We start from the raw sequence: 23,535 nt of genomic DNA, 5'->3' as shown, positions 1-23,535 counted from the left end.
CAGAACCAGTCCTCCCACCCCTCCCGGTTCCAATCCCGTTTCACTAACAGAAGCGGTCTCCGGGGGCAACGACGCCCGTACATCCAACGCCGGGGCTTCCCGCGTAGAGAGGGATGAACACGGCCGCAGGGGACAGGGTGGCCTGGCCCATCGCAGGCCGGGGAGGCTGACGTGAGGACAAGGATGGAGCTCGGAGTCGTGCTGGCGGCCAAGGATCCCGGCGGAGCCTATGCCGCGCTGCGCACCGCCGCCGGCCACATGCAAGCCATCGCCGATCCGCTGGCCGACGCGATCGCCCGGCAGTTTCCCGATCGTTTCCGTAGCTGATTGACGCGTCCACGCGCCCCCGGGACCCGCGCCCGGGGGCGCGTCGGCCGTCGGGCTCGTGATAGAGTCGGGGGCGGCCGCCCCCAGGGCGGACCCGGCGGATGAGCGGACGATACCTCGAGCCCGACATCGAGACAGCGACCCGGGAGTCGCTCCGGTCACTCCAGGAAGCGCGGCTGCGCGAGCAAGTGGCCCACGCCTACGCGCACAGCCCGTTCTATCGACGAAAGCTCGATGCGTCGGGGGTCAAGCCCGAGGAGATCAGATCGCTGGACGATTTGCCGCGGCTGCCCTTCACCAGCAAGGATGAGCTGAAGCAGGACCAGGCCGAGCATCCCCTGTGGGGGACGGTCCTGGCCGTCCCCTTCGAGCAATGCCTGCGTGTCCACATGACTTCGGCCACGACCGGCCGCCCCCTCGCCTTCGTCGACACGAAGGAGGACTGGTACCGGTTCTACCATTCCTATGCGCGCTCGCTGTGGGCCTTCGGTATTCGGCCGGCCGACATGGTCATGGCCGCCTTCTCCTACGGACCGTGGATCGGATACTGGTCCGGCTTCTACGCGGCTCAGGACCTCGGGTGCATGGTCTTTCCGGCCGGCGGCCTGTCGACCGACCAGCGGATCGATGCGCTGCTGACGTATCCCATCACGGTGCTCGGTTGCACGCCGTCCTACGCGCTGTTCCTGGCCGAGCAGGCCCAGAAGAAGGGCATCGATCTGGCGACGCAGACCAAGGTGCGCATCACCTGGCACACGGGCGAGCCCGGCGCGTCGATCCCCGCGACCAAGGCCCGGATCGAGACGGCCTTCGGCGCCCAAGCCTTCGATCTGCCCGGGCTCACCGAGATCGCGGCCTGGGGGTTCGAGTGCGACGCCCGCAGCGGGCTCACGCACGTCCACGAGGATTACTGCTACCCGGAGGTCCTGGACGAGCGCGACCAGCCGGTGAAGCCCGGCGAGCGGGGTGAGCTGGTCTTTACCAGCCTCTATCGCAAGGCCATGCCGCTGGTGCGCTATCGCACGCGCGATATCGTTCAACTGGCCGATGCCCCCTGTCCGTGCGGCCGTACGCTGGTCGCCTTCGTGGGCGGCGTGCTGGCCCGGCTGGACGACATGAAGAAGGTGCGCGGAATCATCGTCTATCCCCGCCGCGTGGAGGAGATCGTCCGCGGGCAGCGCGGTGTGGACGAATTCCAGATCGTGTTCCGCCGCACCGAGGGACTCGACGACATCCTGGTTCGCGTCGACCCGGCGCCGTCGCTGGGCCGGGGGGAGCGGGAGGGGCTCCAGCGCGCGCTGGGGGAGGAGCTGCGGGTGGGGCTCGGCATCCGGGTCAGCGTGGAGCTGACCGAGCCCGGGACGCTGCCGCGGTTCGACCACAAAGCCAAGCGCGTGAGAGACGAGCGGAGCGAAGTGCCGTTCTAGTGTGCCGGGCATGATCGGCGCTCCGCTGCGGCGCCTGGAGGATGCGCGCTTTCTCACCGGCCAGGGGCAGTACGTCGCCGATCTCCTGCTGCCCGGCACCCTGCACGCTGCGTTTCTCCGCAGCGCTCATGCGCACGCGACGATCACCCGGGTAGATCCGTCACGGGCGGGCCGGGCCGCGGGCGTGACCGCATGCGTCACGAGCGCCGAGCTCGGCGGGCGCGTCCGGCCCCTGGTGGCGCCGTCACGGATGAAGAGCTACCGGCCGACCGAGTTCCCGGCCCTGGCCCGGGGCAAGGTCCGATACGTCGGTGAGGCCGTCGCGGTGGTGGTCGGAGAGAACCGCTACGTGGCCGAGGACGCGCTGGACCTGATCGACGTGGAGTACGCACCGCTGCCCGTGGTGGCCGACGCCGAGGCGGCGCTGGCGCCGTCGAGCCCGCTCGTCCACGAGACGGCCGCCGCCAATACGCTGCTCTCGCGCAGGTTCACCCAGGGCGACGCGACCACCGCCCTGAAGGCCGCCGCCGTGGTCGTGGGCGATCGCTTTCGCTTCCACCGGCACGCCGGCGTGGCCATGGAGAATCGGGCGTGCCTGGCCCAGTACCGCCCGGTCGAAGGCCTGCTCACGTTGTGGACGTCCACCCAGGTTCCGGGGATCGTTCGCGATGCCCTGGCCGAGGTGCTGGGCCTGCCGGCCCGGCGCATCCGGGTGGTGGCCCCCGACGTGGGCGGTGGCTTCGGCGTCAAGACGGTGGTGTACCCCGAGGAGGTCGCCGTGTGCGCGCTGACCATGGCGCTGGGGCGTCCGGTGACATGGGTGAGCGATCGTCGCGAGGACCTGCTCGCCAGCACCCAGGCCTGGGACGAGATCATCGACGCGCAGCTCGGCGTCGATGCCGACGGCACGATCCGCGGGCTCCGGGCGCGGGTCGTCGCCGACGTCGGCGCGTACTCCATCTACCCGTGGACGGCCAGCATCGAGGTGATCCAGGTCGTGTCCTTCCTCCCCGGGCCTTACCGGGTGCCCCACTACGACGCCGAGGCCGTGGGCGTCGCCACCAACAAGGCGCCCATGGGGCCCTACCGGGGCGTGGGACGCCCGGTCTCCGTCTTCGTCATGGAGGCGCTGCTCGACCGGGCTGCGCGCCGGCTCGGAATGGATCCCGTGGAGATGCGTCGGCGCAATCTGATCGGCGCCGACGAGCTGCCCTATCGCTCGCCCTCGGGCATCGTCTGGGACAGCGGGGCCTTTCGGGAATCCCTCGAGCGCGCCTGCGCCGCGGCCGATTACGAGAGCCTCCGCCTGGAGCAGGCGCGGGGGCGGGCCGCCGGGCGCCACCTCGGCATCGGGCTCGCCTCGTACGTGGAGCTGACCGGCGTGGGCTCGGCCATCCCGGTCTCCCCCGGCGCCGACATCGCCACCGGGACGGAAGGGGTGACGGTGCGGATAGATCCCGGCGGTGGCGTCACCGCCGTCTTCGGTCTGGCCTGTCACGGGCAGGGGCACGAGACCGCGCTGGCCCAGGTGGTGTCCGCCGAGCTGGGCGTCCGGGTGGAGGACGTACGCGTCATGCTCGGCGACACGGCGCTGAGCCCGCACGGCACGGGCACTTACGCGAGCCGCAGCGCGGTGCTCGGCGGCGGCGCCGCCATCCTCGCGGCGCGGGCCCTGCGCGACAAAGCCCTGACCATCGCGGCCCACCAGCTCGAAGTGGCGCCCCACGACCTGCAGCTCATGGACGGCGTCATCGCCGTACGCGGCGTGGCTGATCGGGCGGTGGGCCTGGCCCAGGTCGCGGCGGCGGCGTACGCCGGGGGTAAACGCTTGCCGCCGGGCCTGGAGCCCGGTCTCGAGGCCACACGCTTCTACGACCCGTACTTCGGCACGGCCTCCAACGCCACGCACCTGGCGGTGGTGGAGGTGGACGCGGCGACCTGCGCGGCCCGCGTACTCCGCTATCTCGTAGTCGAGGATTGCGGCCGCATCATCAACCCGTTGATCGTGGAAGGTCAGGCTGTCGGCGGGGTCGTCCAGGGCATCGGCGCCGCGTTGCTGGAGGAGGTCGTGTACGCCGACAACGGGCAGCTACTCACCGGCAGCCTCATGGACTACCCGATCCCGACTGCCGCCGAGCTGCCCTCGGTGGAGGTGGTGCACCTGGAGATCCCGTCGCCGACGACGCTGGGCGGGTTCAAGGGCGTGGGCGAGGGCGGGACGATCGGTGCCCCGGCAGCCGTCGCCAACGCCGTGGCAGACGCTCTGGCGCCGATGGGCATCGCCATCAGCGAGCTGCCCGTCACCGGCGAGCGGCTCTTCCGCCTGCTGGCTAGGGCCGGGGCAGTGACCGCGTCGCGACCGAGGTGATCGCCCGGGTGGCTCGCTGCTCCACCTCGACAATCGCCTCTTCCAGGCTTTCCCAAGCGATCCTGGTGAACCAGACGCCGGCCGGCGAGCGCTCGAAGCGAACGGCGGCCTCGATCTGCGAGCTGCCCAGACCACGATACGCGAACAGGCTCCGGGTCACGCGCCAGAAGCGGGCGCGCTCGGCAGCCTGAGCGTCGGTGTCGTCCTCGCCGTCGTTGACCGCGCGCAGTGCGAGAGGGGCGACCGCCCGTTGCATGGCGTGCCGCAGCGAGCGCTCCAGAGCGAGGTGGCGATCGGCCCCCGGTCCGGCCCGCTCCAGCTGCTGGATGAGGGAGAGATGCGGCAGCTTGACGTTGTTCTCCACCAGGCTGGTGACGAACCGGCGGTAAGGAGAGTGGCTGGCCGGCTTGGCGGCCTCGATCTCGGCCTGTCGGATCCTCGAGTGCTCGGACGAGCGCAGCCAGGCGAGCAGCCCGGCCAGGTGCTCGCTCTCCCCGGCGAGCCGGCGGGCCAGCGCGGCGGCCGTGGCCGCGGCCAGCACGTCGCGGCGTACGACGGGAACCAGGGCTTCCCAGGCCGCGTCCGGTTCGCGGGTCGACCAGGCCAGTCGAGCGAGGTCGCCCTGAGCGCCTCGCGCGAGACTGTCCACGTACCGATCGATCCCGGCGAGATCCATGATCTCGCGGACGACGTCACGATTGTCCGGGCCCCCCACCTCCCGCGCCGGGGGCCCCGGGGCTGGGCTCGCCGGCTCCGGTTTCGCCTCGACCACAGGGGGGAGCGTCCGGGCGGTCGGCAGCGTCGGCGTGCGGTGAGTTGGCATCGCCACGGGCGCCGGCGCAGGCTCGGGAGGCGCGGGCGCTGCTGCTGCGGGGGGATTTGGTTGCCGCCGCCGCGCGGCGGGATTCAGGTTCTCGAGACCGGGCGGCGCCGGGTGGGGGGGGCGGTCGGCGTAATGAACGCCGCCCTGCTCGTCGACCCAGCGGTAGGGCTGACCATAGACCGGAGCCGCCACGAGCACGGCGAGCAGCGCCAGCCCCAGGGCTCGCATCATGGCCGCGCCAGACGGGCAAGCGCGGCGCTCTCCGCGGTCTGGCCGTGGGCCTGAAGCTCACTGGCGAGCGCCAGCACGTAGTCGCGGTCACGCGGATACTCCTGCAGGTGCGCGCGAGCGTGGGCCAGGAGCTCCTGCCAGCGCCGCTCCCGCCGGAGCGTCGCGATGACGGTCTTGCGCAGCGCCGCCGCCGTTGGCAGGGCGGCCAGCACCTGCCGCGCGTGCTCCTCGTGATCCACGGTGATCGTGCGGACCCACGGCATGCCCAACCAGCCTGTTCCCATGGTGATGAGGATCGGCTGCCCCGGGTGTGTGGTCTCGAGCGAGAGCCCGTCGCGACCCGGAGCCAGGACGATCCGCTCCGCCGGGCCTCGGGACTGACGATCGCGCACCTCGGCCCAGGCGAATTGGCCCAGCGGGAACGGCAACTGCGTACCGCCGAAGGCGACGATCTCGGCTCGTCGGACCTGGGGCGCCGAGGCGTCGAACATGCCGTTGTACGTGAGGGCCACGCCGGCCAGGAACAGGAGGAGCAGCAGTGTCGCGGTCAGACGATCCAGCAGCCGGCCAGCCGCGCGGAACAGCGCCAGCCGGCCGAGCGTCCGCTCCAGCACGACGAGCAGGGCGACGAAGGCGAGAACGCCGGCCCCCATGAGAAACACGAGGCGGAGCGCCCGCGCCGACAACGCGCCGGCCGTGGCCAGGGCGTGCTGCACGACGGGGCTCGGCAGTGGTGTCTCGGCGGCGGTCAGGAAGACCGGGGACAAGAAGCTGATGATGATCATGTTGATGACGAGCAGCAGGACGTAGGTGTCGGCATGGGCAGCCAGAGGGCGCAGCTCACGGGACGGCGTGGCCGTCACCACGCGCTCCACGACGAGCAGCACACCGAGGACGAGCAATCCGAGCCCGGCGGCGGCGGCGAGCGCGAACCACTCACCCGGTAACCGGTAGGCGGTCATGGCGCGCCGGCCGTGCTCACTCAGGACGACCAGGATCACGGCCATCAAGACCCGCCGACCCAGCAGCTGACGCATCGGGCCCGAGAGCCTCACGTGTCCTTCCGCTGACGCCGCAGATCGACGGCGCGCTTGCCGTGCTGGGCCGCCTGCTCACGCTCGCCGAGGACCTGGGCCGCGCGGGCCAGCCGCTCGTGAGCCGAGGCGTTGCCCGGGTCGATCGCCACCGCGCGCTGCATGAGCACGAGCATGGTGCGGGCATCGCCGAACTTGCGCAGCAAAACGTCCTCGAGTGGGTCGAGATAGAAGGGATCATCGGGAGCCGCCTCGAACGCCGCCCGGATCATGCGGTACTGGCGCATCGGTTCCTGCAGCCGCTGGGCCTCCAGGGCCCCCCAGCGGTAGGCCTCGGCGTGCTGGGGGTCGACAGTCACCGCCCGCTCGAAGGCGGCCAGGGCCTCACGGTAGCGGCCGCGCTTGTCGTGCACGATTCCCAGGGCCATGTAGGCGTCGGCGGGGCGGTCGCCGGCGGCGATGGCCTGGGTCGCGTAGGCCACGGCCATCTCGCCGTGGGCCTCGTCGAAGATGCGGAGATAGCGGTGCAGATGAGCCAGCAGGCACAGCGACCGGGCAGAGCCCTGTCGGGGCGCCAGGTCGCCGGCCAGCTCCAGCACGCGGAACATGAGCGTGGCGCGAGAGCCGGCGCTGCCCAGGCGCAGACCCCGGCTCAGACTGGCGATCGCGCCACCGGCATCACTCTGACGGGCCCGAGCGATGGCGGACAACAGGAGCGCGTCGACATTGTCCGGATCGCGGTCCAGCACCTCCTGAAAATGGCGAAGCGCGACCGCGTACTGTTTGCGATCGAGGGCGATCTCACCGAGCGTCGTGCGGGGTCCCAGGGCCGCGGGCAGCAGACGCAGCGTGGTGCGGGCTCGTCGCTCGGCGCCACTCAGATCGCCGGCGGTGAGCGCAAACGCGCCCGAGGGATCGTCGGCGTACTCGATACGGCGCCAGGCCTGGAGTCCATCGCGGTAGGCGCGCGCGGCCGCCGCCCAGTCGCCGTGCAGGTACAGGGCGAGCCCGCGCAGGCCCGGTCCCGAGACCCGGAAGAAGGCGCTGCTCATCGCGCTCAGCCGCTGATAGGCGACGCCCCACAGCGCCATGATCGCGATGGCGAGCAGCAGGACGCTCAGGCGCCGGCGCATATCCGCTTGATGTCGGCCCAGTCGCGAATGCCGAGGCGCCGCGGCGTGGACGGGGGCGCGGTGGCCTGGAGATTCCGCAGGCGGTCGATCCGGGAGCGCGTCGCCGGGTGGGTGGACAGATACTGCCAGGTGTCTTCGTCGGATTCCGCGTCGCGGCCGGCGCCGAGCACTCGTTCGAAGAAGGCCACCATGCCGGCGGGATCGATGCCCGCCTGCTGCAGCATGTAGAAGCCTTCGACGTCGGCCTCCTCCTCGGCGCGCCGGCTGTATCCCAGCGCGGCCACTACGCGTGCTCCCTCGAGGGCGAAGGTCACCATGCCGCTCACGTCGCCCGCCACGGCGGCGACCATGAGACCGGTGGAGGCGTGCTGAATGATCGCCCGCGTGGTGTGCCGCCTCAGGATGTGCTGCATCTCGTGGGCCAGGACCCCGGCCAGCATCTCCGGGGTGTCCGTGCGTTCCAGGAGGCCCCGCAGGATGATGATGTTGCCCCCTGGCAGGGCGAGCGCGTTGACTTCGGCCCAGTCGACCACCGTGACCCGCACGTGATAGGGCCCCGTCCCCTGGGGAGTGGTCAGCCGGGCCACGATGCCGTCGATGGCCTGCTGCCGCTTCGCGTCGGTACACCGCGATTCAGGCCGTACGATACGGGTGAACACTTCGTCGCCGAGCCTCGTCTCCCAGGTGACGGGGACGAGGTGCGTTGCCACTCCGGCCATGACGGGGATCCCCCACGTGTAGAGGCCGCCGGCGAGCCCGAGTGCCGCCACTCCCGCGACGAGCGTGAGCACGCCCCTACGCCCGCGCCGGCGCGGATCGTGAAACCGCCGGCCGCTCGGCGCCGCCGCCCGCAGCGCGGTGAGCATGGTGAGGTCTTCGACGATCAAGGTCTCGGCGGCATCGCCTCCGCGCTCCAGCCGCACCGGTTCACCGGCGTAGGCGCCCTGGGTCTGCCGGATCTCCTCGAACGGCCAGTGGTACTTCGCCCCGTCGTCGGTGGTGATGTCCAGGCCACGCCGGCTCACCCAGACCGTCGCGGCGCGGCGGTTGGCCCGGCGGCCGTCGAGGTAGTGGCCGCGCCAGCTCATCCGATGTCGAGGTCGGCCTCGAGGAGGCCGAGGAGGCCCTCGCCGGTGGCCGAGGCGGCCTGGGTCTCTTGCTGGATGGCGGCCAGATCGACGGCCCCCTCGAGGGTCAAGTGTCGGCACCAGAACCGGGCGATGCGAACGGTCGCCCACGGCCAGCCCAGCCCGAGCGTGAGCAGGATCAGCAGGAGATTGCCGAGCTTGAGCCGGAACAGGCGCCACCCGGTCACCGTCGCGCGGAAGCGGGCGGTGAGGAGGGTCGTGTGATTCCAGAAGAACCGCCGCTGCCGGGCCACGTACCAGAACCAGACGAGACCGAGGGTGGGCAGGGTCAGAAGCAGGGCGTAAAGAAAGTCGGCCAGGAGGTCGGTTCCCCGGCCGTCGAAATCGAAGCGGGCATTGCCGAAGTGCGAGTGCTGGACGAGAAATGCGTGATTGCGCGTGGCGAACACTGGGTAGTAGAGACCGAGGCTCAGCCCGCTCAACAGAGCGCCTGCCACGTAGATGCGGACGAAGTCCACGGTGCGTCCCCGGAAGGAGAACCGGATGCCGCGCCACGACGTGCGACTCAACCGGTAGCGGCGCGCGCCGGTACGGGCCACGGGAATGACCACGCTCACGAACGCGTAGGCGGCCAGCGTGGCGGCCACGGTGGTCGCGCGCCCGGCGTCGAGGATCTGCGGCACGTACTGGAGGGCGGCCAGCGGCAGGCCGAACAGGATCACGGCCTTGACGAAGCCGATCAGCATTTCGAGACCACGTCCGTGGAAGGCGAAGCGATCGTGATCGAGCTCGGTCTGGGCGAAGAGGTAGCGCCGGACGCGGGTCTTGGCCCAGAAGGAGTACACCCCGAAGGTCAGCAAGGTGAGGAAGACGTTGACGATGTGAATGCCCAGCAGCGATCCGGCGCGGCCGCGGAAGACCAGGCGGTGGGTTCCGGCGACTCGCGGCCCCGCCGCCGGGGGTGACTGCTGCAGCGTAACGCTCACTGAACGAGCCCCGCCGCGGCTTGCTCGCCCTCCCCGGCGGCGATCGGGCGTGAGGGAAGCGCGAGGGGATCCACGCGCGCGCGAGGGAGCAAGGGGTGGGCCAGACCCCTAGTGCCCGTAGCTTACGGGCCAAGTGGGCGGAAAGCATCAGCCTTCTCGTCGTGTTCGCGCCGGATGGCGAACGCCGGTGACACGCTCCGAGTTCCCGCGTGCCAGCCCGGCAAGATGCCGGCGGGCGCGCCGGCCGGAAATCACCGTCGGTGCCGAGCACGACGGCGGCGGCTTCGAGGCCCAGCGGCCCCCGATAGACGACGGCCCGGGGCAGCATCTCCGGGGCGGTGGCGGCCCAGACGGCTTCGTCGGTGCAGGCCACGGCCTGTGGCTCCAGGATCCCCGCCTGTCGCGCCGCCTCCTCCAGCACGCACTCGGCCAGGACGGGATCCACCGGGATTCCGCCGTCGGCGGCGCGGCCGCTCGCCGATCGACCTGTTTCTTGCGATAGCTGCGCGTCCGCCCGGTGAGCGGGGCGGGGTGGGTCGAGGCCTCGAGCAGGTCGAGGGAGAGAAACGGATGGCGGCGACCCAGGGGCGCGCCCGTCCCCGTGTCCTCGCTGAAGAAATTGGCGCTCGGCAATGCCGATCGCCGGGCCAACCGTGACGGATGGGTCGGCACCGGTGTACGTATCGGTGTCGATCAATCGGGCGATCGGCACGTGGGCCAGGGGGTCGTTAGTGGGTTGTTGGAGAGTGGCTGGCGTGGACCCGATCAGAAATACGAGGAAGTCGTTGATGAACGTGCTCTCGGCCGCCGAGCCTGAAGCCCATGCTGAGCCTCGACCCAGTATTCATAGCTGCCGTAGAGCGGGCCCAGGGGATGAATGTCATTGCGGGTGTGCTCGGCCACGGAGGCATCCACGACCAGGTGCATGACCTGGCCGAGGGCGCGGAAGGTATCGGCGAATGCCTTCACCCGCTGCCCCTGGCTTGCCGCACTGGTGACCGTCGACACCAGGGCGGCGTAATAGCGATCACGCGCGTTCTGCCACGACCAGGCTTGATCGGCTCGCTGCATCCAGTGGACGGAGGAGTCGAACCGCAAGAGCGTGGTCAGACCCGCGGTCTCCCCAGGGTTGGAGCGGATCGTGGAAATGGCGAAAGAAGCGGGCATTGAAGTCGTTCTCTCCGACGACCTCGAGTCCATCGAGGACGATCGAGCCGCTGCTGATCCGGCCCTCGTGCGCTGGGCGTTCTCGATTATGGAAGGCGCCGCCGGGGTCGCAGACGGAGAAGACGTCGGCCACGACAACCGGCGGGCCCGCCGCGCGGACGTAGTGCCTGGTGAACACCGGGCTGAACGCGTGAGCGGAGATGGGGCAAGCCAGCAACAGGCCGACGACGACCGACGCCGAAAGGGGACCGACCCGGCCAGCCGAGCTGCTCATGCACACCCGGAGAGGGCAAGGAGCCGGCCAAACCCGCTGCGGCGGCGGGCGTGAGCGCTGAGTGCTTAGCCGAGCATTTGGTTCGCGAGGCTCGGTGACGCAGGCGAAGGACATCGCCTGCCGACAGAGTGCAAGGCCGGTTGGGCAGCCTGCCCTCGGAAAAGAGTGCGCGCCCCGGCCGGGCCGGTCAGGCGGGGCCGAACGCGATGATGGTGTGGCCGTTCCGCGTGAGCGGGCGGAAGGAGACGGGCAGGCCGACGGCCACGTGCTCCAATGGGATATCGACCACGCGTCCGAGCAACTGGACACCTTCCTTGAGCCGGACGACGGCGATGGCATAGGGGGCGTCGACGGCGTGCCGGCTCGGGGCGACCCGGATGATCGTGTACGACGCGATCGTGCCTTCGCCGGACAGCGGCACCGCCTGCCACTGCCGCGCCCCGCACGCCGGGCAGAACTCCTTGGGCGGGATCGCCAGCTCGCCGCAGGTGCCGCAGCGGATGCCGGTGAGCGTGCCGGCGCGGACGCCGTCGAAGAAGGTCTTGATCGTGATGCCGGACTCACTCACGGCCGAACAGGCTCACGAGCACGGTGGCCGTGTTACCGCCCAGCGTGTGGGTCAGGCCCACGCGCGCATCCTCGACCTGCCGTGAACCCGCCTCGCCGCGGAGCTGGGTGACGATCTCCACGACCTGGGCGGCGCCGGTGGCGCCGATCGGGTGGCCCTTGGCCTTGAGACCGCCGGAGGTATTCACGGGCACCCGGCCGCTCAGGCTGGTCCAGCCCTTCTCGGCCGCCATGCCACCGGTCCCCGGCTCGAAGAGGCCCAGGCCTTCCGTGGCCACGATCTCGGCGATGGTGAAACAGTCGTGCAGCTCGACGACGTCCACGTCTTCGGGACCGAGCCCGGCCTGGCGGTACGCCCCGGCGGCCGCGCGCTCGGTGGCAGGCACGCGGGCCAGGTCACGCTTGTCCTGCATCAGCATAGAGTCGGAGGCCGCCGCAGAGGCCAGCACCCAGATCGCGCGCCGGCGTTGGCGCGCGATGTCCTCGGCGGCCAGCACGACCGCCGCGCCGCCGTCGGTGAACGGGCAGCAGTCGTAGAGCTTGAGGGGGTCGGCGACGTACGCCGACTTCATGACCTGCTCCAGGGTGATCTCCTTCTGGAACTGGGCCTTGGGATTCAGCGTCCCGTGTCGGTGGTTCTTGACGGCCACGTGCGCCATCTGCTCCTCGGTGGTGCCGTACTTCGTCATGTGGGCGCGGGCGATGAGCGCGAACACGCCCGGGAACGTGAGGCCGGCCGGCTGCTCCCACACGGCGTCGGAAGCGTAAGCGAAGTACTCCGTGGATTCCGCGGTCGACACGTTGAGCACGCGCTCGGCGCCCCCGACCAGGACGATGTCGGCCAGGCCAGCGCCGATCTCCATCACGGCGTGGCGGAAGGCCGCATGCGAGGAGGCGCAGGCGGTCTCGAATCGCGTGGTCGGCACGGTCGGAATGCCCAGGACCGAAGCGGCCTGAGGCCCCGTGTGGAGCTGCTTTTCGGTCTCGCCACCCACGACGTTGCCGTAGTAGATGGCCTGCACCGCGCCCGGCGTCAGCTCGGCGTCGGCCAGCGCGTCACGGGCGGCCTCGGCGAAGAGCTCCGCCGACGTGCGCTCGTGCTTCCCGAACTTCGTCACTCCGACTCCGATCACCGCAACTCGGCGCATACCCCCTCCTTGTGCGTGGTCCAATGATAGCATTCGGCCCATGGCGGGGCCCGGGCTGGTCATCCTGGGATGCGGGTGGATCGCGCTGCGCCACGCCGCCGCCGCCCGGCGGCTCGGTCTGCCGATCATCTTCGCCAGCCGCGACCTCGAGCGCGCCCGGGCATACGCGCGCCGGTTTCGAGCCGTGGCGGCGTACGGATCCTACGAAGCGGCCCTGGCCGATCCCCGCGCGGCCGGCGCCGTGATTTGCACGCCGCACGATCGCCACCTCAGCGATGCCCGGCTGGCCTTCGCCGCCGGCAAGCACGTGCTGGTGGAGAAGCCGATCGCCCGGACGCTGGAGGAGGCCGACGAGCTCATCGCAGCCGCCGAGGCTAGCCGCCGGGTCGTCATGGTCGCCGAGCAGTTCCACTTCATGCCGGCCTTCCGGCGGCTCAAGGCGCTCCTCGACGGTGGCGTCCTCGGTGCGCTACGCGAGATCCAACTGGTGGCCCGCGGCCTCCACCGTCGCTCCGGGTGGCGCCTGCAGGCCGAGCAGACCGGCGGCGGCGCCCTGATCGACGGGGGAATCCACTACGTCCACGCCCTGCGCTGGTGGGGCGGGGGCGTGCGTCGGGTCTTCGCCCTGCGGCCGCCGCAGACGCTCGTCGGCTTCGGCGGCGAGGACGCGGTCAGCCTGCTCGCCGAGCTCGACGAAGGCGGCGTTGGCCTCCTGTCAAATTCACTTGCAGCGCCAGGCCTTCCGAAGTTTCAATGGTCGACGGTGACAGGCTCTCAGGCGACCTGCTTCGCCGACAATCGCGGGCGATGGCTGGCCCTCCGCGGCGGCCGACGCTCCCGGCTCTGGCTGACCCGGGGTGACGTCCGCGGCTACGAGGCGATGCTGTCCGCCTTCGCGGAGGCCACGGTCCGGGGCAAGGCCGAGGAAATGGACGGAGCCGCCGGCCGCGCCGACCTGGCGGTTGTGCTGGCCGCTTACCGCTCCATCGCGGAAGGCCGCCCCGTCGAGCCGGCATGCTGAGCGAAGAAGCGCTCATCCTGATCGGAGCGGCGGTGGCGGTGGGCCTGCTGATCCTCGGGGTGCTGGAGTTGATCGCCCCGACACGCTCTCGCTATCCTGGCCGCCGCGGGGCGCCGGAGCGGGACCCCTGGCGGCGTGCCCGAACCGGTGCTGTGCCCTTGCGGCCGCGCGCTACCGATCCCGTGCGCGAGGTTCTCGCGCGGCGGCCCATCTTCAGCGACCGCCCCGAGCCGTTCGGCGCTGTGCCGCCCGGCCCGCGGCCCGGGCAACCGGTCGTGCCGGCGGCTGCCCCGGCTGCAGACGGCGGATTCCAGGCCCTGCCCGTGGTCGACGCCGTCCCCGTGGCCGCCGAGGCGGCTGCCCCTGAACCCGTCCTGAGCCCGGCGGCGCCGATGGAGGTCGCGCCGGAGCCCGACGTCGCCGCCGCCCCGCCGCCGCCGGCCCGGCCACCCGTCGAGCGCTGCTATGCGTTGTACGAGGGCCAGCAGTTCAGCGACGTCGTGACCGAGGCCACAGGCGCGCTGGAGGGCGGCGCAGCTGGCGAAGACACCGCGCGCTTGTGGGGTGTGCTCGGCCTGGCCCGGCTGGCCCTGGGCGAGCCCGCCGCGGCCCGGGTGGCGTTCGAGGCGGCGATCGCCGCGGCCCCCGGCGCCGAGCGTCCCACCTGGGAGCGCCATCTGGCTACGCTGGCGTTGCGCATGGGCCGCGAGCGGAGCGCGTGGGCGCAGAATCCCAGCCTGGCCGATGGTCAGGAGCGCCTGGCTGCCATCCGCGAGGCGCTCGGCTGGCTCGACCGGGGCCTGGAGATCGTGCCCGGGGACGAGGACCTGGGAGCGGCTCAGGCCGCCGCCCGCGACGCCCTCTGGCCGGCCTACGAGCGCGTGGCGCTGGAGCTGATCCAACGGCAGGAGTACGAGCGGGCCCGGCAGGTCATGAAGCAGGCGCTCGCCGCGATCCCCGCCCCGCCGGCCGACCTCGAGTCCAACCTGAGGGAACTGCTGTCGGGAACCTACGGGGGCGAGGTGGGGCAGCTCACTGCCGAAGCCCTCCGCCGCATGCGGGATGGTAAGGAGGCCGAGGCGCTGGCCACGCTGGAGCGAGCCGAGGAGATCCTGGCGGTCATCCCCGAGGAGGGGCTGCCCGAGCGGCGACGGCAGGAGCTCGAGCGCCGACTGTGGTGGAGCTATACGAAGGTCGGGATGCGGTGGCTGGAGAGCGGCATGTACGAGGAGGCCATCCCGCCGTTACTGCGCGCGCTCCGCTTCGGTAGCGTAGGCCCCAATCGTCTGGAGGAGACCCGGCGGCCGCTGACCCGTGCGCTCGAGAACCTCGTCGATGCGTGGCACGCGCCGGTCGATCGGCTGGCGCATGAGGGGAGCCGCCACGAAGCGCAGGCGCTGTGCGAGCGGTTGTGGCGGTTCATCGACGATGCCCGGGCCAGCGGCATGAGCGAGGACGAGCTGGCGGGGGCCATCAGCAACACGCAGGCGATGTCCCAGCGCCTGGGCGTCGGTCGCTAGGGGTCAGGAGGAGAGTCGGTCGACCAGCGCCCGGGCCCAGGCCATCCGGTCCGGGCTCATGCGCAGCTTCTCGGCGAAGGGCCGGCCGAACGGCCTGGTCGCATCGATTCCGAGCTTGGCCGTCACGCCGCGGTCGTCGGCACTGGGATCCAGCAGCGCGCCCAGGCTCCCCGAGATCACCACCAGGTCGCGGTCGGCCTGCATCCGGGTGGCCACCGCCCACAACACCTCGGCTTCGTCGAAAACGTCGATGTCGTCGTCGACGACGATGACGAACTTGAGGTAATGGTCCACCCCCAACACGATGGGGATCACGTGCTTGGCCTCACCGGGTCGGCCTTGTTTGATGGCGACGTAGGCGCTGAACGAGGACGTCCCCGACAGAGGCACATGCACGGCCGTCACGTTGGGGATGACCCGGCTCAGCGCGTTGAGGATCTCGGCTTCGCGAACCAACCCGAGCGTCGTGATGTGGTCGCCGGCCCGGCCGGAGCCGATGGACTGGAACCAGGGGCGTTCGCGCATGGCGATGGCGCCGGCCACGAACACGTGCTCGGTCGAGCGCTGCGAGAAGTATCCGGTGAATTCCCCGAAGGGGCCCTCGCGCTCCCGGACTCCGGGCAGGATCTCGCCCTCGATGACGATCTCGGCCGTCGCCGGCACCTGCAAGTCGATCGTCGCGCAAGGCGCGACGTGCAGCGGCTCGCCCAGCAGGCCGCCCACGACCTCGAACTTGCCGACGTCGGGTGGGGGGTAGGCCAGGGAGCCCATCGACACCAGCGGGTGCAGGCCGAGCACGACGGCGCAGGGCAGGGCCTCGCCGCGAGCTTCGGCCCGCCGCTGGTACTCGAACATGCGGCGCCGCGAGTGCAGACTCAGGCCCATCCGGTTGCGGCCCTTGACCTGGAAGCGGTGGTACCCCTCCGTCTCCACGCCCGTGTCCGGGTCCCGCGCCACCAACATCCCGGCGGTGAGGTAGCGTCCGACGTCGCCCGGGAAGTAGAGCGGGACGGGTAGGGCCTCGAGATTCACGGCCTCGCCGGTGACGACATGGTGACGGAAGGGCGCCTCGGGGGTGACGACGGGCTTGATGCGCTCTTTGATGCGGCGGGCGTACTCGGCGGCCAGCTCACCGGGGGCGACGCCGAGCGCGAAGGCCAGCGCCTGGCGACTGGCCACGACGTTGGCCACAATGGGAATGGTGTGACCACGGACGTGTTCGAAGAGCAGAATGGGCCAGCGCCGGCGTCGCTCGTATTCGAGGACGACGGCCATCACGTCGTGCTCGAGGCCGACCGGGTCGGTGACGCGGACCACCTCGCCGGGGAACGCCCGCTGGTAATCGCCGATGAAGCTGCGGAGGTCCTGGTTCATCGCGCTCTTAGTCTATGCTATTGTCTCGGCCGTGAGCAGCCCCTCCCTGCGCTCGCGATGACCCAGCGCATCCGCGGTATCGCCAACGATGAAGCGACGGCCGGCGTGCGCGCCGTGTACGACGCGGCGGAGGCCATGCTGGGGCGAGTGGCCAATCTGCTCCGTATCCTTGCCCACAGTCCGGGCCTCGCCCGGTGGTTCCTTCCCCTGGTCGCGGCGGTGCGGCAACCGCAGGCCGGCGCGGTCTCGGCGGCTCGCCTGCGCAATCTGGCGGTGCTCAAGACGTCCATCCTCAACGGGTGTCACTATTGAACGGAGCACAACCGGGTGCTTGGTCAAGCCCTGGGCCTCACCGATGCGGAGTTCACCGCCCTGCAGAGTGACGATGCCGGCGGCCCGATCTTCGACGCCCGGGAGCGGGCGGTGCTGCGCTGGGCCGAAGCCCTCACCCGCAACACGGCCCGGTACGACGAGGCGGCCTGGGGGGAGATGCGCCGTCGCTTCTCCGACGCCGAGATCGTCGAGATCTCGATGGCCTCGGCGCTGTTCAACATGATCAACCGGCTCAACGACGCCTTCCGGACCGAGCTCGAGCCCGAGGAGTACAACCGGCGCCAGCACGGGGCGGTCGGCGTGACCACGCGCACGCTGGACGAGTACGCTTGTCGGATCTGCGCGGCAGCCGGAGCTTCGGGCAGGGAGGAACCATGATGGTGCGACTGGTGGGAATCCTCGTTTTCGTCGTCGCGGTGACAGGGGCCGTTTCCCTGGAAGCCCAGGCGCCCAGCCGGTGGGTGAAGCTGGCCCCGTTCCCCGAGCCCGCCGAGGAGCTCTACGGTGTCAGCGCTGGCGGCAAGCTCTACGTCTTCGGCGGCCTGGCGCCGGGCTGGCAGCCCCGGGGGCTGGTCTTCGAGTACGACCCGGCCGAGAACAAGTGGACCAAGAAAAAGCCGATGGCCCTGCCTTCGCATCACGTGGCGGTCACCGAGCTCAACGGCAAGGTCTATGTGTTCGGAGGGTTCGTGCCTCCGAAGGCTGGCCGGCCAGCCTGGGTGCCGGTCGACAACGCCTGGGAATACGACCCCGCCAACGATTCGTGGAAGGCGCTGGCGCCCATGCCCAGCAAGCGGGGATCGCCGGTCGCGGCCACCGTGGGCGGGAAGGTCTACGTGATCGGCGGCGCCAGCACACATCCCGGCTCTTCGGAGCCCGCCGTGCATCCGGCGCGGCCCCATCGCTCGGTGGGGACGGTGGAGGAGTACGATCCGGCCACGAACACCTGGCGGGGTCGCAGCCCCATGCCGACGGCGCGCAACCACGCCGCCGTCGGGGTGGTGAACAACAAGATCTACGTCATCGGCGGCCGTATCGGCGCCGCCTTTATCAGCGTGGCCAGCAACACGGACATCGTCGAGGAGTACGATCCGGCGACCGACCAGTGGGGAGGCATCCGGGCCCGGATGCCGACCGCCCGCAGTGCGGTGGCGTGGGGCGTCCACAGCGACCGGATCTACGTGGCCGGCGGCGAGTTTCAGGACGACCGCCTGATGGCCGCGTTTCGCGCCCTGGAAGCGTACGAGCCGGCCACCAACCGCTGGATCATGCTGCCGCGCATGCCGATGCCCCGCCACGGCCTGGCCGGCGGCGTCATCGGCAACCGCCTGCACCTGGTCAGCGGTGACGTGCAGTCGGCCGGCCTCGCCGGCATGCACCTGCACGCCGACGCCCACGACGCCTTCGAGCTGGGGAAAGACTAGGCCTGCGGAAACGGCGACCGTGTCGCACCCCGCGTGAACGGGGGAGGTTTGGAGGGGAGACGGCGACGGTGGTCGCACCCCGTGTGAATGGGGGAGGTTTGGAGGGGAGACGGCGACGGTGGTCGCACCCCGCGTGAACGGGGGAGGTTTGGAGGGGGGCGCGTCGAGCGCCCCCCTCCAAGCTAACGATCCCAGGTCGTCGCCGCCTACTTATCGAGCGGCAAGCTGACCGGCGCGTGACGCTCCGCGGAGAGGTCCGCAGCCAGCGTCACCTCCATCACCTGGCGTGCCTGCTCGGGCGTGACCAGCAGCGGCCGGTTCAGGGTCACGGCTTCGATGAAGTGGATCGTCTCCGCCTCCATGGGGCCCTGGTACACGTGCCCGACCTGCTCCCCTGGCATCGTGCTGAGCGGCAGCACCATGCCCTTCTTCATCGTGTTGAGCACGATGTCCCGGTGACTGTCGTCGATGAGCAGGGCCCCCTCGGTGGCCACGAACTCGATGGTGGCCGAGGAGAAGTGCGGGTAGCCGGGGGGCAGCGCCCAGCCGGCGCCGATGGTGAACACGGTGCCGTCGTCCATGGTGACGACGATCCACTGACAGTCGGGCACGCCGTGCGCGCGCTCCATGATGCGGTACACGGTCTGGGAGAAGACCCGCACCGGGCGCGCGCCCTGCAGACACCAGAGGATGAAGTCGATGTCGTGGGTGGCTTCCATCACGGCGGGCGACAGCCGGATGCGCCCGCCGATCTTGTTGCCGATGGAGCGAGAGACGTTGCGGCTCACCAGCGCGGTGACGGGCCGGCCCAGCGTGCCGTCGTCCAGGCACTTCTTGACGTACGCGTACTTGGGGTTGAAGCGCTGGGTGTAGCCGATGGTGAGCTTGAGATCGTGCTCCCGGGCCAGGCTCATGAGCTCGTCGGCCTCCTTGAGCTCCAGCCCCATGGGCTTCTCCAGGAAGGTGTGCTTGCGCGCGAGCAGACAATCGCGGGTGAACGGGTAGTGGGTGGTCTCCGGCGTGGTGGAGACGATGATGGCGTCGATCTCCTCGCGCTTGAGCAGCTCGCGGTAGTCCGTGGTGGCGGTGCGGGCGCCCGTCTCGCTCGCCACCCGCCGCAGTCTGGCCTCGTCGATCTCCGCCAGGTGGAGCCCGGCGACCAGCGGGTGACGGGCGCAGGTGTGAGCCCGGATCTCGCCGATCCAGCCGGTGCCGATGATGCCCACCTCGATCCGGTTCATGGGGCGACCTCCTCTGGGCAAGGCGCCAGGCACTCTATACGAGCGTGTGGGCCCGCTCAAGCCTTATTGCATTCTACGGCGGCGCCCACTATCTTGATGCGCACGTACGCGGAAAGCCTGCTCGGTGATAGGAGGCGTTCATGGCCCACAAGCGCGCGTTGACGCTGGCGCTGATGGCGCTGGTGGCGGTTCTGGGTTCGGGGCTCTCGGCCTCTGCCCAGGAGTTCCCGACCAAGCCGGTCGAGCTGGTGCTCCCCTTCGGTCCCGGCGGCTCGCACGACCTCACCGCCCGGGCCGTGGCCAGCGTCGCCCACGAGCACCTCGGCCAGCCGTTGCTGGTCGTCCTCAGGCCGGGTGGCGGTGGCGCCGTCGGTTCGCGGCACGTGATCCGCGCCAAGCCCGACGGCTACACGCTGCTGTTCGGTGGCACGGGGCCCAACACCACGTTCGCCCTCGTGCAGAAGGCGCCGATCGGCCCTGACCAGTTCCAGCCGGTGTGCCGGATCAACTACAGCGCGCCCTTCATCGCGGTCCGGAGCGACGCGCCCTGGAAGACGTTGGGCGAGATGGTCGAGTACGCGAAGAAGAATCCCGGCAAGCTGAACTTCGCCAACAGCGGCCCCTGGGGCGCCGCCGACCTGCCCATGCGGATGCTGGGCAAGGCTGCCGGTTTCGAATACAACAATATCCCCCACGACGGCGGTGGACCCGCGCTACTGGCCGTCCTGGGCGGCCACGCCGACGCCACCTTCGGCTTCACCGCCCAGCTCACGCCCCAGGTCGCGGCGGGCAAGATGCGGCTCCTCGCCAACACCGACGTCAAGCGGCATCCGAGCTTCCCCGATGTCCCTACCATGAAGGAGCAGGGCCTCGACGTCGTCTTCACGATGTGGCGGGCGGTGCTGGCCCCCAAGGGCACCCCGCAGCCGATCATGGACAAGCTCGAGACCGCGTTCAGGAAGCTCAGCGAGGATCGGTCCTTCAAGGGACTGATCAAGAGCCTGGGCGACGAGGTCAGCTTCCAGTCCGGCAAGGATTTCGCGAAGACCTGGCGCGAGGAGTGGGAGCAGCATTCCAAGCTCGTCGAGGCCGCCAAGTAGGCGGTTCCTCGTGACGATGGCCGGACGCGACGCGGTCGCGGCCTCGGCGTTGCTGGTGTTCGCGGCCATCGGGGTGGCGGAGTCTGCGCGACTTCTGCCCTACGGCGTGGTCCGCAACCCCGGGCCCGGCTTTTATCCCTGGTGGGTGAGTCTGGCCCTGGGGTCGCTCGCGATCGTGCTGCTCGGCCACTCTCTCTTGAAGGCCCGGGAGCCGCGGCAGAGCGAGGGCGGTCGGTTCGGCAAGGTCGTCGGCGTGCTCGCGCTGCTCACCGTCTACGCCCTGACGCTCGACACCGTCGGCTATCCCCTCGCCACCTTCGGCCTCGTCCTCTTCATGCTGCGGGTGACCGAGCCGCATCGCTGGCCGGTGGCCCTGGGCATGGCCCTGCTCGCCGCCGGCGGATCGTACGTGCTCTTCGGGCTGTGGCTCGGCGTCCCGCTGCCCGCCGGCTTCCTCGCGCGCTGAGCCGTCGTGGAGATCCTGGGCAGCCTGGCTCACGGCTTCGCGGTCGCCGTCACGCCCGTCAATCTCTTCTACTGCTTCCTGGGGGCGCTGGTGGGCACCGCCGTCGGCGTGTTGCCGGGGCTGGGGCCGCCGGCCACGATCGCGCTGCTGCTGCCCGTCACCTACGGCATGCCGCCCACCTCGGCCGTCATCCTGCTCGCCGGTATCTTCTACGGCGCCATGTACGGCGGCTCCACCACCTCGATCCTGCTCAACATCCCGGGCGAGGCCGCCTCGGTCGTGACGTGCATCGACGGGTATCAGATGGCCCGTCAGGGCCGGGCCGGGCTGGCCCTGGCCATCTCCGCCATCGGATCGTTCGTGGCCGGTTCGCTGGCCATCGTGGGCCTGATGCTGCTGGCCCCGCCGCTCGCCGAGTTCGCCCTCAGGTTCGGAGCCCCCGAGAACAGCGCGCTGCTGATCCTGGGCTTGATGATGGTCGGCTATCTGGGCGGCGGCTCGATGGCCAAGGGTCTCAGCATGGCGGCGCTGGGACTCCTGCTCGGCACGGTGGGCCTGGACCCGATCATGGGCAGCCCCCGCTTCACCTACGGCTTCTTCAAGCTCTCCGAGGGGTTCGAGTTCGTCATCGTGGCCATGGGGCTGTTCGGCATCGGCGAGGCGCTCGTCAACATCGAGCGCAGCGTCAAGCCCGAGATCCTCAAGGCCAAGATCAGCGGCCTGCTAGGCAGCCGCGAGGAGTGGCGATCCGCCTCCGCGCCCATCGCCCGCGGCTCGCTGATCGGGTTCCTGATCGGGGTGCTGCCCGGCGGGGGAGCCACCATTTCGTCGTTCCTGATCTACGCCCTGGAAAAGAAGCTCAGCCGCCATCCCGAGCAATTCGGAAGGGGCGCGCTCGAGGGAGTGGCCGCGCCGGAAGCCGGCAACAACGCGGCGGCCACCAGCTCGTTCATTCCCCTGCTGACGCTCGGCATTCCCGGCAACGCCTCCATCGCCCTGATCTTCGCCGCCCTTCTCATCCACGGCATCCGGCCCGGCCCACTCCTCATCCAGGAGCGGCCCGAGATCTTCTGGGGCCTGATCGTCTCGATGTACCTCGGCAACTTCATGCTGCTCATCCTGAATCTGCCCCTCATCCGGCTCTGGGTGAGCCTGCTTCAGGTTCCCTACCCCCTGCTGGCTCCGTTGATCGTGATGTTCGTCCTGGTGGGCGCCTACAGCGTCAACAACAATGCCACGGATGTGGGCTTCACCGTCATTTTCGGACTCCTGGGGTATCTGATGCGGAAGTTCCAGTTCGAGCCGGCTCCGCTCGTGCTGGCCATGATCCTGGGACCGCAGCTCGAAGCCAACCTGCGGCGGTCGCTCATCTACTCCCACGGGGAGTTCATGGTGTTCGTCGAGCGACCCATCGCGGCCACGCTCCTGGGGCTGGCCGTGCTGATGCTGCTCTCGCCGCTGGTCCGCCGGGCCCTGACCCGGCGGCTGGGACGCATCCTGAGCTCGATCCCGGAGCCCGGGACGCCGGCGGCGCCCGAGGCTGGCTTCACCGGCGATCATCGCGACCGGGCGTAGCCGGCGAAGCCTTACCGCTCCAGGCCGGCCATTCGCTCCAGGGCCGTGATGATCGCCGCGATGTCCTCGCCGCCGTGCCCGGCGGCCACCGTGGCCACCGTGAGCTGTTCGGTCAGGCTCGTGAGCGGTAGCGGGGCCCCCACGCGCAGGCCTTCCTCGAGCATGAGCTTGAAGTCCTTCAAGAAGAGCTCGGCCTTCATCTGGGGCTCGAAGCGGTGGCTGACCATCAGGGGACCCCGTACCTCGAGCATGCGCGATCCCGCTGCGCTCTCCTTGAGAATGGCCAGGAGCTGAGCGGGGTCGAGACCGCCCTTGGCCCCCAGCACCAGCGCTTCGGCGACCGCCGCCGTGTTGAGGCCGACGAGGAGATTGGTGGCCAGCTTGGCCAGCGTGGCCAGACCGATAGCGCCGACGTAGATCGTCTTGCGCGCGATGGCGTCGAAGACGGACCGGCAGGCATCGGCCCGCGGGCGGTCGCCGGCCACGAAGATCGTGCAATCCCCCCGGGCGACCATAGCGCTGGTCCCGCTCATCGGCGCGTCCAGGAATCCGATACCCCGCTGGGCGGCGGCGGCCCCCAGCGCCCGGGTGAGGGTCGGCGAGATCGTGCTCATCTGCACGATGGTGGCGGTGGGCGGGGCCGTCTCCAGCAACCCGCCGGGACCTCGTATCGCCGCGTCCACCGCTTCCAGTGAGGGCAGGATGGTGAACACCACGTCGGCCTCGGCCGCGGCTTCCAGCAGGCTGGCCGCCGGCCGGAGACCCCGCGCCGCCAGCGCCGCCGGCTGCGCTGGCCGCGTGTCGTAGCCGACGACGTCGAACCCGCCCTCCAGCAGGCGCGAGGCGACCGCCGTGCCGAGCAAGCCCACGCCGATGATGCCGACGCGCTTCATGTCGTCGCTCCTCCC

At 70.4% G+C, this 23,535-nt stretch carries 22 protein-coding genes; 11 read left to right on the top strand and 11 right to left on the bottom strand.

The annotated features are described in order from the left end of the window. Positions 1 to 183 precede the first annotated feature (183 nt). From VFR64_16360 to VFR64_16350, 3 genes are all read left to right on the top strand, one after another. On the top strand, positions 184 to 327 hold the full coding sequence (locus VFR64_16360) for a hypothetical protein (protein HET9491314.1): 144 nt from the start codon (positions 184 to 186) through the stop codon (positions 325 to 327). 101 nt (positions 328 to 428) lie between these two features. After that, the gene (locus VFR64_16355; protein HET9491313.1) at positions 429 to 1,754 is read left to right on the top strand and encodes a phenylacetate--CoA ligase; all 1,326 of its coding nucleotides are present in this window, start codon (positions 429 to 431) and stop codon (positions 1,752 to 1,754) included. A gap of 10 nt (positions 1,755 to 1,764) precedes the next feature. Continuing rightward, entirely contained in the window at positions 1,765 to 4,122 is a 2,358-nt protein-coding gene (locus VFR64_16350; GenBank protein ID HET9491312.1) for a xanthine dehydrogenase family protein molybdopterin-binding subunit, read from the top strand. Here VFR64_16350 and VFR64_16345 read toward each other — a convergent pair. The 8 genes from VFR64_16345 to VFR64_16310 form a co-directional block, all read right to left on the bottom strand. Beyond that, positions 4,085 to 5,176, bottom strand: a complete 1,092-nt coding sequence (locus VFR64_16345; protein HET9491311.1) for a DUF4124 domain-containing protein — start codon at positions 5,174 to 5,176, stop codon at positions 4,085 to 4,087. The genes VFR64_16350 and VFR64_16345 overlap by 38 nt on opposite strands. Next, complete coding sequence (locus tag VFR64_16340; protein ID HET9491310.1) at positions 5,173 to 6,213, bottom strand: hypothetical protein; 1,041 nt, start codon at positions 6,211 to 6,213, stop codon at positions 5,173 to 5,175. Before VFR64_16340 ends, VFR64_16345 begins: the two co-directional genes overlap by 4 nt. A 14-nt stretch (positions 6,214 to 6,227) precedes the next feature. Further along, positions 6,228 to 7,343: a tetratricopeptide repeat protein gene (locus VFR64_16335; GenBank protein HET9491309.1), complete on the bottom strand. Its 1,116-nt coding sequence runs from the start codon at positions 7,341 to 7,343 to the stop codon at positions 6,228 to 6,230. Continuing rightward, positions 7,328 to 8,431: a M48 family metallopeptidase gene (locus VFR64_16330; GenBank protein HET9491308.1), complete on the bottom strand. Its 1,104-nt coding sequence runs from the start codon at positions 8,429 to 8,431 to the stop codon at positions 7,328 to 7,330. Before VFR64_16330 ends, VFR64_16335 begins: the two co-directional genes overlap by 16 nt. Then, a complete protein-coding gene (locus VFR64_16325) occupies positions 8,428 to 9,417 on the bottom strand; it encodes a DUF898 family protein (protein HET9491307.1) in 990 nt (329 codons plus the stop codon). Before VFR64_16325 ends, VFR64_16330 begins: the two co-directional genes overlap by 4 nt. A 765-nt stretch (positions 9,418 to 10,182) precedes the next feature. Then, on the bottom strand, positions 10,183 to 10,584 hold the full coding sequence (locus VFR64_16320) for a hypothetical protein (protein HET9491306.1): 402 nt from the start codon (positions 10,582 to 10,584) through the stop codon (positions 10,183 to 10,185). A 461-nt stretch (positions 10,585 to 11,045) separates the two neighbouring features. Then, a complete protein-coding gene (locus VFR64_16315; GenBank protein HET9491305.1) occupies positions 11,046 to 11,426 on the bottom strand; it encodes a Zn-ribbon domain-containing OB-fold protein in 381 nt (126 codons plus the stop codon). After that, on the bottom strand, positions 11,419 to 12,573 hold the full coding sequence (locus VFR64_16310; GenBank protein ID HET9491304.1) for a thiolase domain-containing protein: 1,155 nt from the start codon (positions 12,571 to 12,573) through the stop codon (positions 11,419 to 11,421). Before VFR64_16310 ends, VFR64_16315 begins: the two co-directional genes overlap by 8 nt. Before the next feature lie 40 nt (positions 12,574 to 12,613). Between VFR64_16310 and VFR64_16305 the strand changes: the two genes are divergently transcribed. Then, positions 12,614 to 13,594 carry a Gfo/Idh/MocA family oxidoreductase gene (locus VFR64_16305; protein HET9491303.1) on the top strand — a complete coding sequence of 327 codons (981 nt, stop codon included), beginning with the start codon at positions 12,614 to 12,616 and terminating at the stop codon, positions 13,592 to 13,594. After that, complete coding sequence (locus VFR64_16300) at positions 13,588 to 15,114, top strand: hypothetical protein (GenBank protein HET9491302.1); 1,527 nt, start codon at positions 13,588 to 13,590, stop codon at positions 15,112 to 15,114. The genes VFR64_16305 and VFR64_16300 overlap by 7 nt, the downstream gene beginning before the upstream one ends. A gap of 3 nt (positions 15,115 to 15,117) precedes the next feature. Here the strand turns inward: VFR64_16300 and VFR64_16295 are convergent, their stop codons facing one another. Beyond that, the gene (locus tag VFR64_16295) at positions 15,118 to 16,488 is read right to left on the bottom strand and encodes a UbiD family decarboxylase (GenBank protein ID HET9491301.1); all 1,371 of its coding nucleotides are present in this window, start codon (positions 16,486 to 16,488) and stop codon (positions 15,118 to 15,120) included. Between the two features lie 57 nt (positions 16,489 to 16,545). Here VFR64_16295 and VFR64_16290 point away from each other — a divergent pair, with 57 nt between their 5' ends. The 3 genes from VFR64_16290 to VFR64_16280 are packed head-to-tail and all read left to right on the top strand — an operon-like array spanning position 16,546 to position 18,245. Then, on the top strand, positions 16,546 to 16,800 hold the full coding sequence (locus VFR64_16290; GenBank protein ID HET9491300.1) for a hypothetical protein: 255 nt from the start codon (positions 16,546 to 16,548) through the stop codon (positions 16,798 to 16,800). Positions 16,801 to 16,815: 15 nt separating this feature from the next. After that, complete coding sequence (locus tag VFR64_16285) at positions 16,816 to 17,199, top strand: hypothetical protein (GenBank protein ID HET9491299.1); 384 nt, start codon at positions 16,816 to 16,818, stop codon at positions 17,197 to 17,199. Further along, positions 17,196 to 18,245, top strand: coding sequence for a kelch repeat-containing protein (locus VFR64_16280; GenBank protein HET9491298.1), 1,050 nt, complete (start codon positions 17,196 to 17,198; stop codon positions 18,243 to 18,245). Before VFR64_16285 ends, VFR64_16280 begins: the two co-directional genes overlap by 4 nt. 206 nt (positions 18,246 to 18,451) lie before the next feature. Here the strand turns inward: VFR64_16280 and VFR64_16275 are convergent, their stop codons facing one another. Next, the gene (locus VFR64_16275; protein ID HET9491297.1) at positions 18,452 to 19,486 is read right to left on the bottom strand and encodes a Gfo/Idh/MocA family oxidoreductase; all 1,035 of its coding nucleotides are present in this window, start codon (positions 19,484 to 19,486) and stop codon (positions 18,452 to 18,454) included. 140 nt (positions 19,487 to 19,626) lie between these two features. Here VFR64_16275 and VFR64_16270 point away from each other — a divergent pair, with 140 nt between their 5' ends. The 3 genes from VFR64_16270 to VFR64_16260 are packed head-to-tail and all read left to right on the top strand — an operon-like array spanning position 19,627 to position 22,627. After that, on the top strand, positions 19,627 to 20,586 hold the full coding sequence (locus VFR64_16270; protein HET9491296.1) for a tripartite tricarboxylate transporter substrate binding protein: 960 nt from the start codon (positions 19,627 to 19,629) through the stop codon (positions 20,584 to 20,586). A 16-nt stretch (positions 20,587 to 20,602) separates the two neighbouring features. Further along, positions 20,603 to 21,052 (top strand): tripartite tricarboxylate transporter TctB family protein, encoded by a 450-nt coding sequence (locus tag VFR64_16265; protein HET9491295.1) that lies wholly within the window; start codon positions 20,603 to 20,605, stop codon positions 21,050 to 21,052. Positions 21,053 to 21,058: 6 nt separating this feature from the next. Then, on the top strand, positions 21,059 to 22,627 hold the full coding sequence (locus tag VFR64_16260; GenBank protein ID HET9491294.1) for a tripartite tricarboxylate transporter permease: 1,569 nt from the start codon (positions 21,059 to 21,061) through the stop codon (positions 22,625 to 22,627). 11 nt (positions 22,628 to 22,638) lie between these two features. On the opposite strand, the gene VFR64_16255 is transcribed toward VFR64_16260, so the two are convergent. Further along, a complete protein-coding gene (locus tag VFR64_16255) occupies positions 22,639 to 23,520 on the bottom strand; it encodes an NAD(P)-dependent oxidoreductase (protein ID HET9491293.1) in 882 nt (293 codons plus the stop codon). Between the last annotated feature and the right edge of the window lie 15 nt (positions 23,521 to 23,535).

The organism is Candidatus Methylomirabilota bacterium, assembly GCA_035709005.1.
Classification (GTDB): Bacteria; Methylomirabilota; Methylomirabilia; order Rokubacteriales; family CSP1-6; genus 40CM-4-69-5.
The sequence above is the reverse complement of the archived record's forward strand: the minus strand, read 5'-3'. Positions and strand labels throughout refer to the sequence as shown.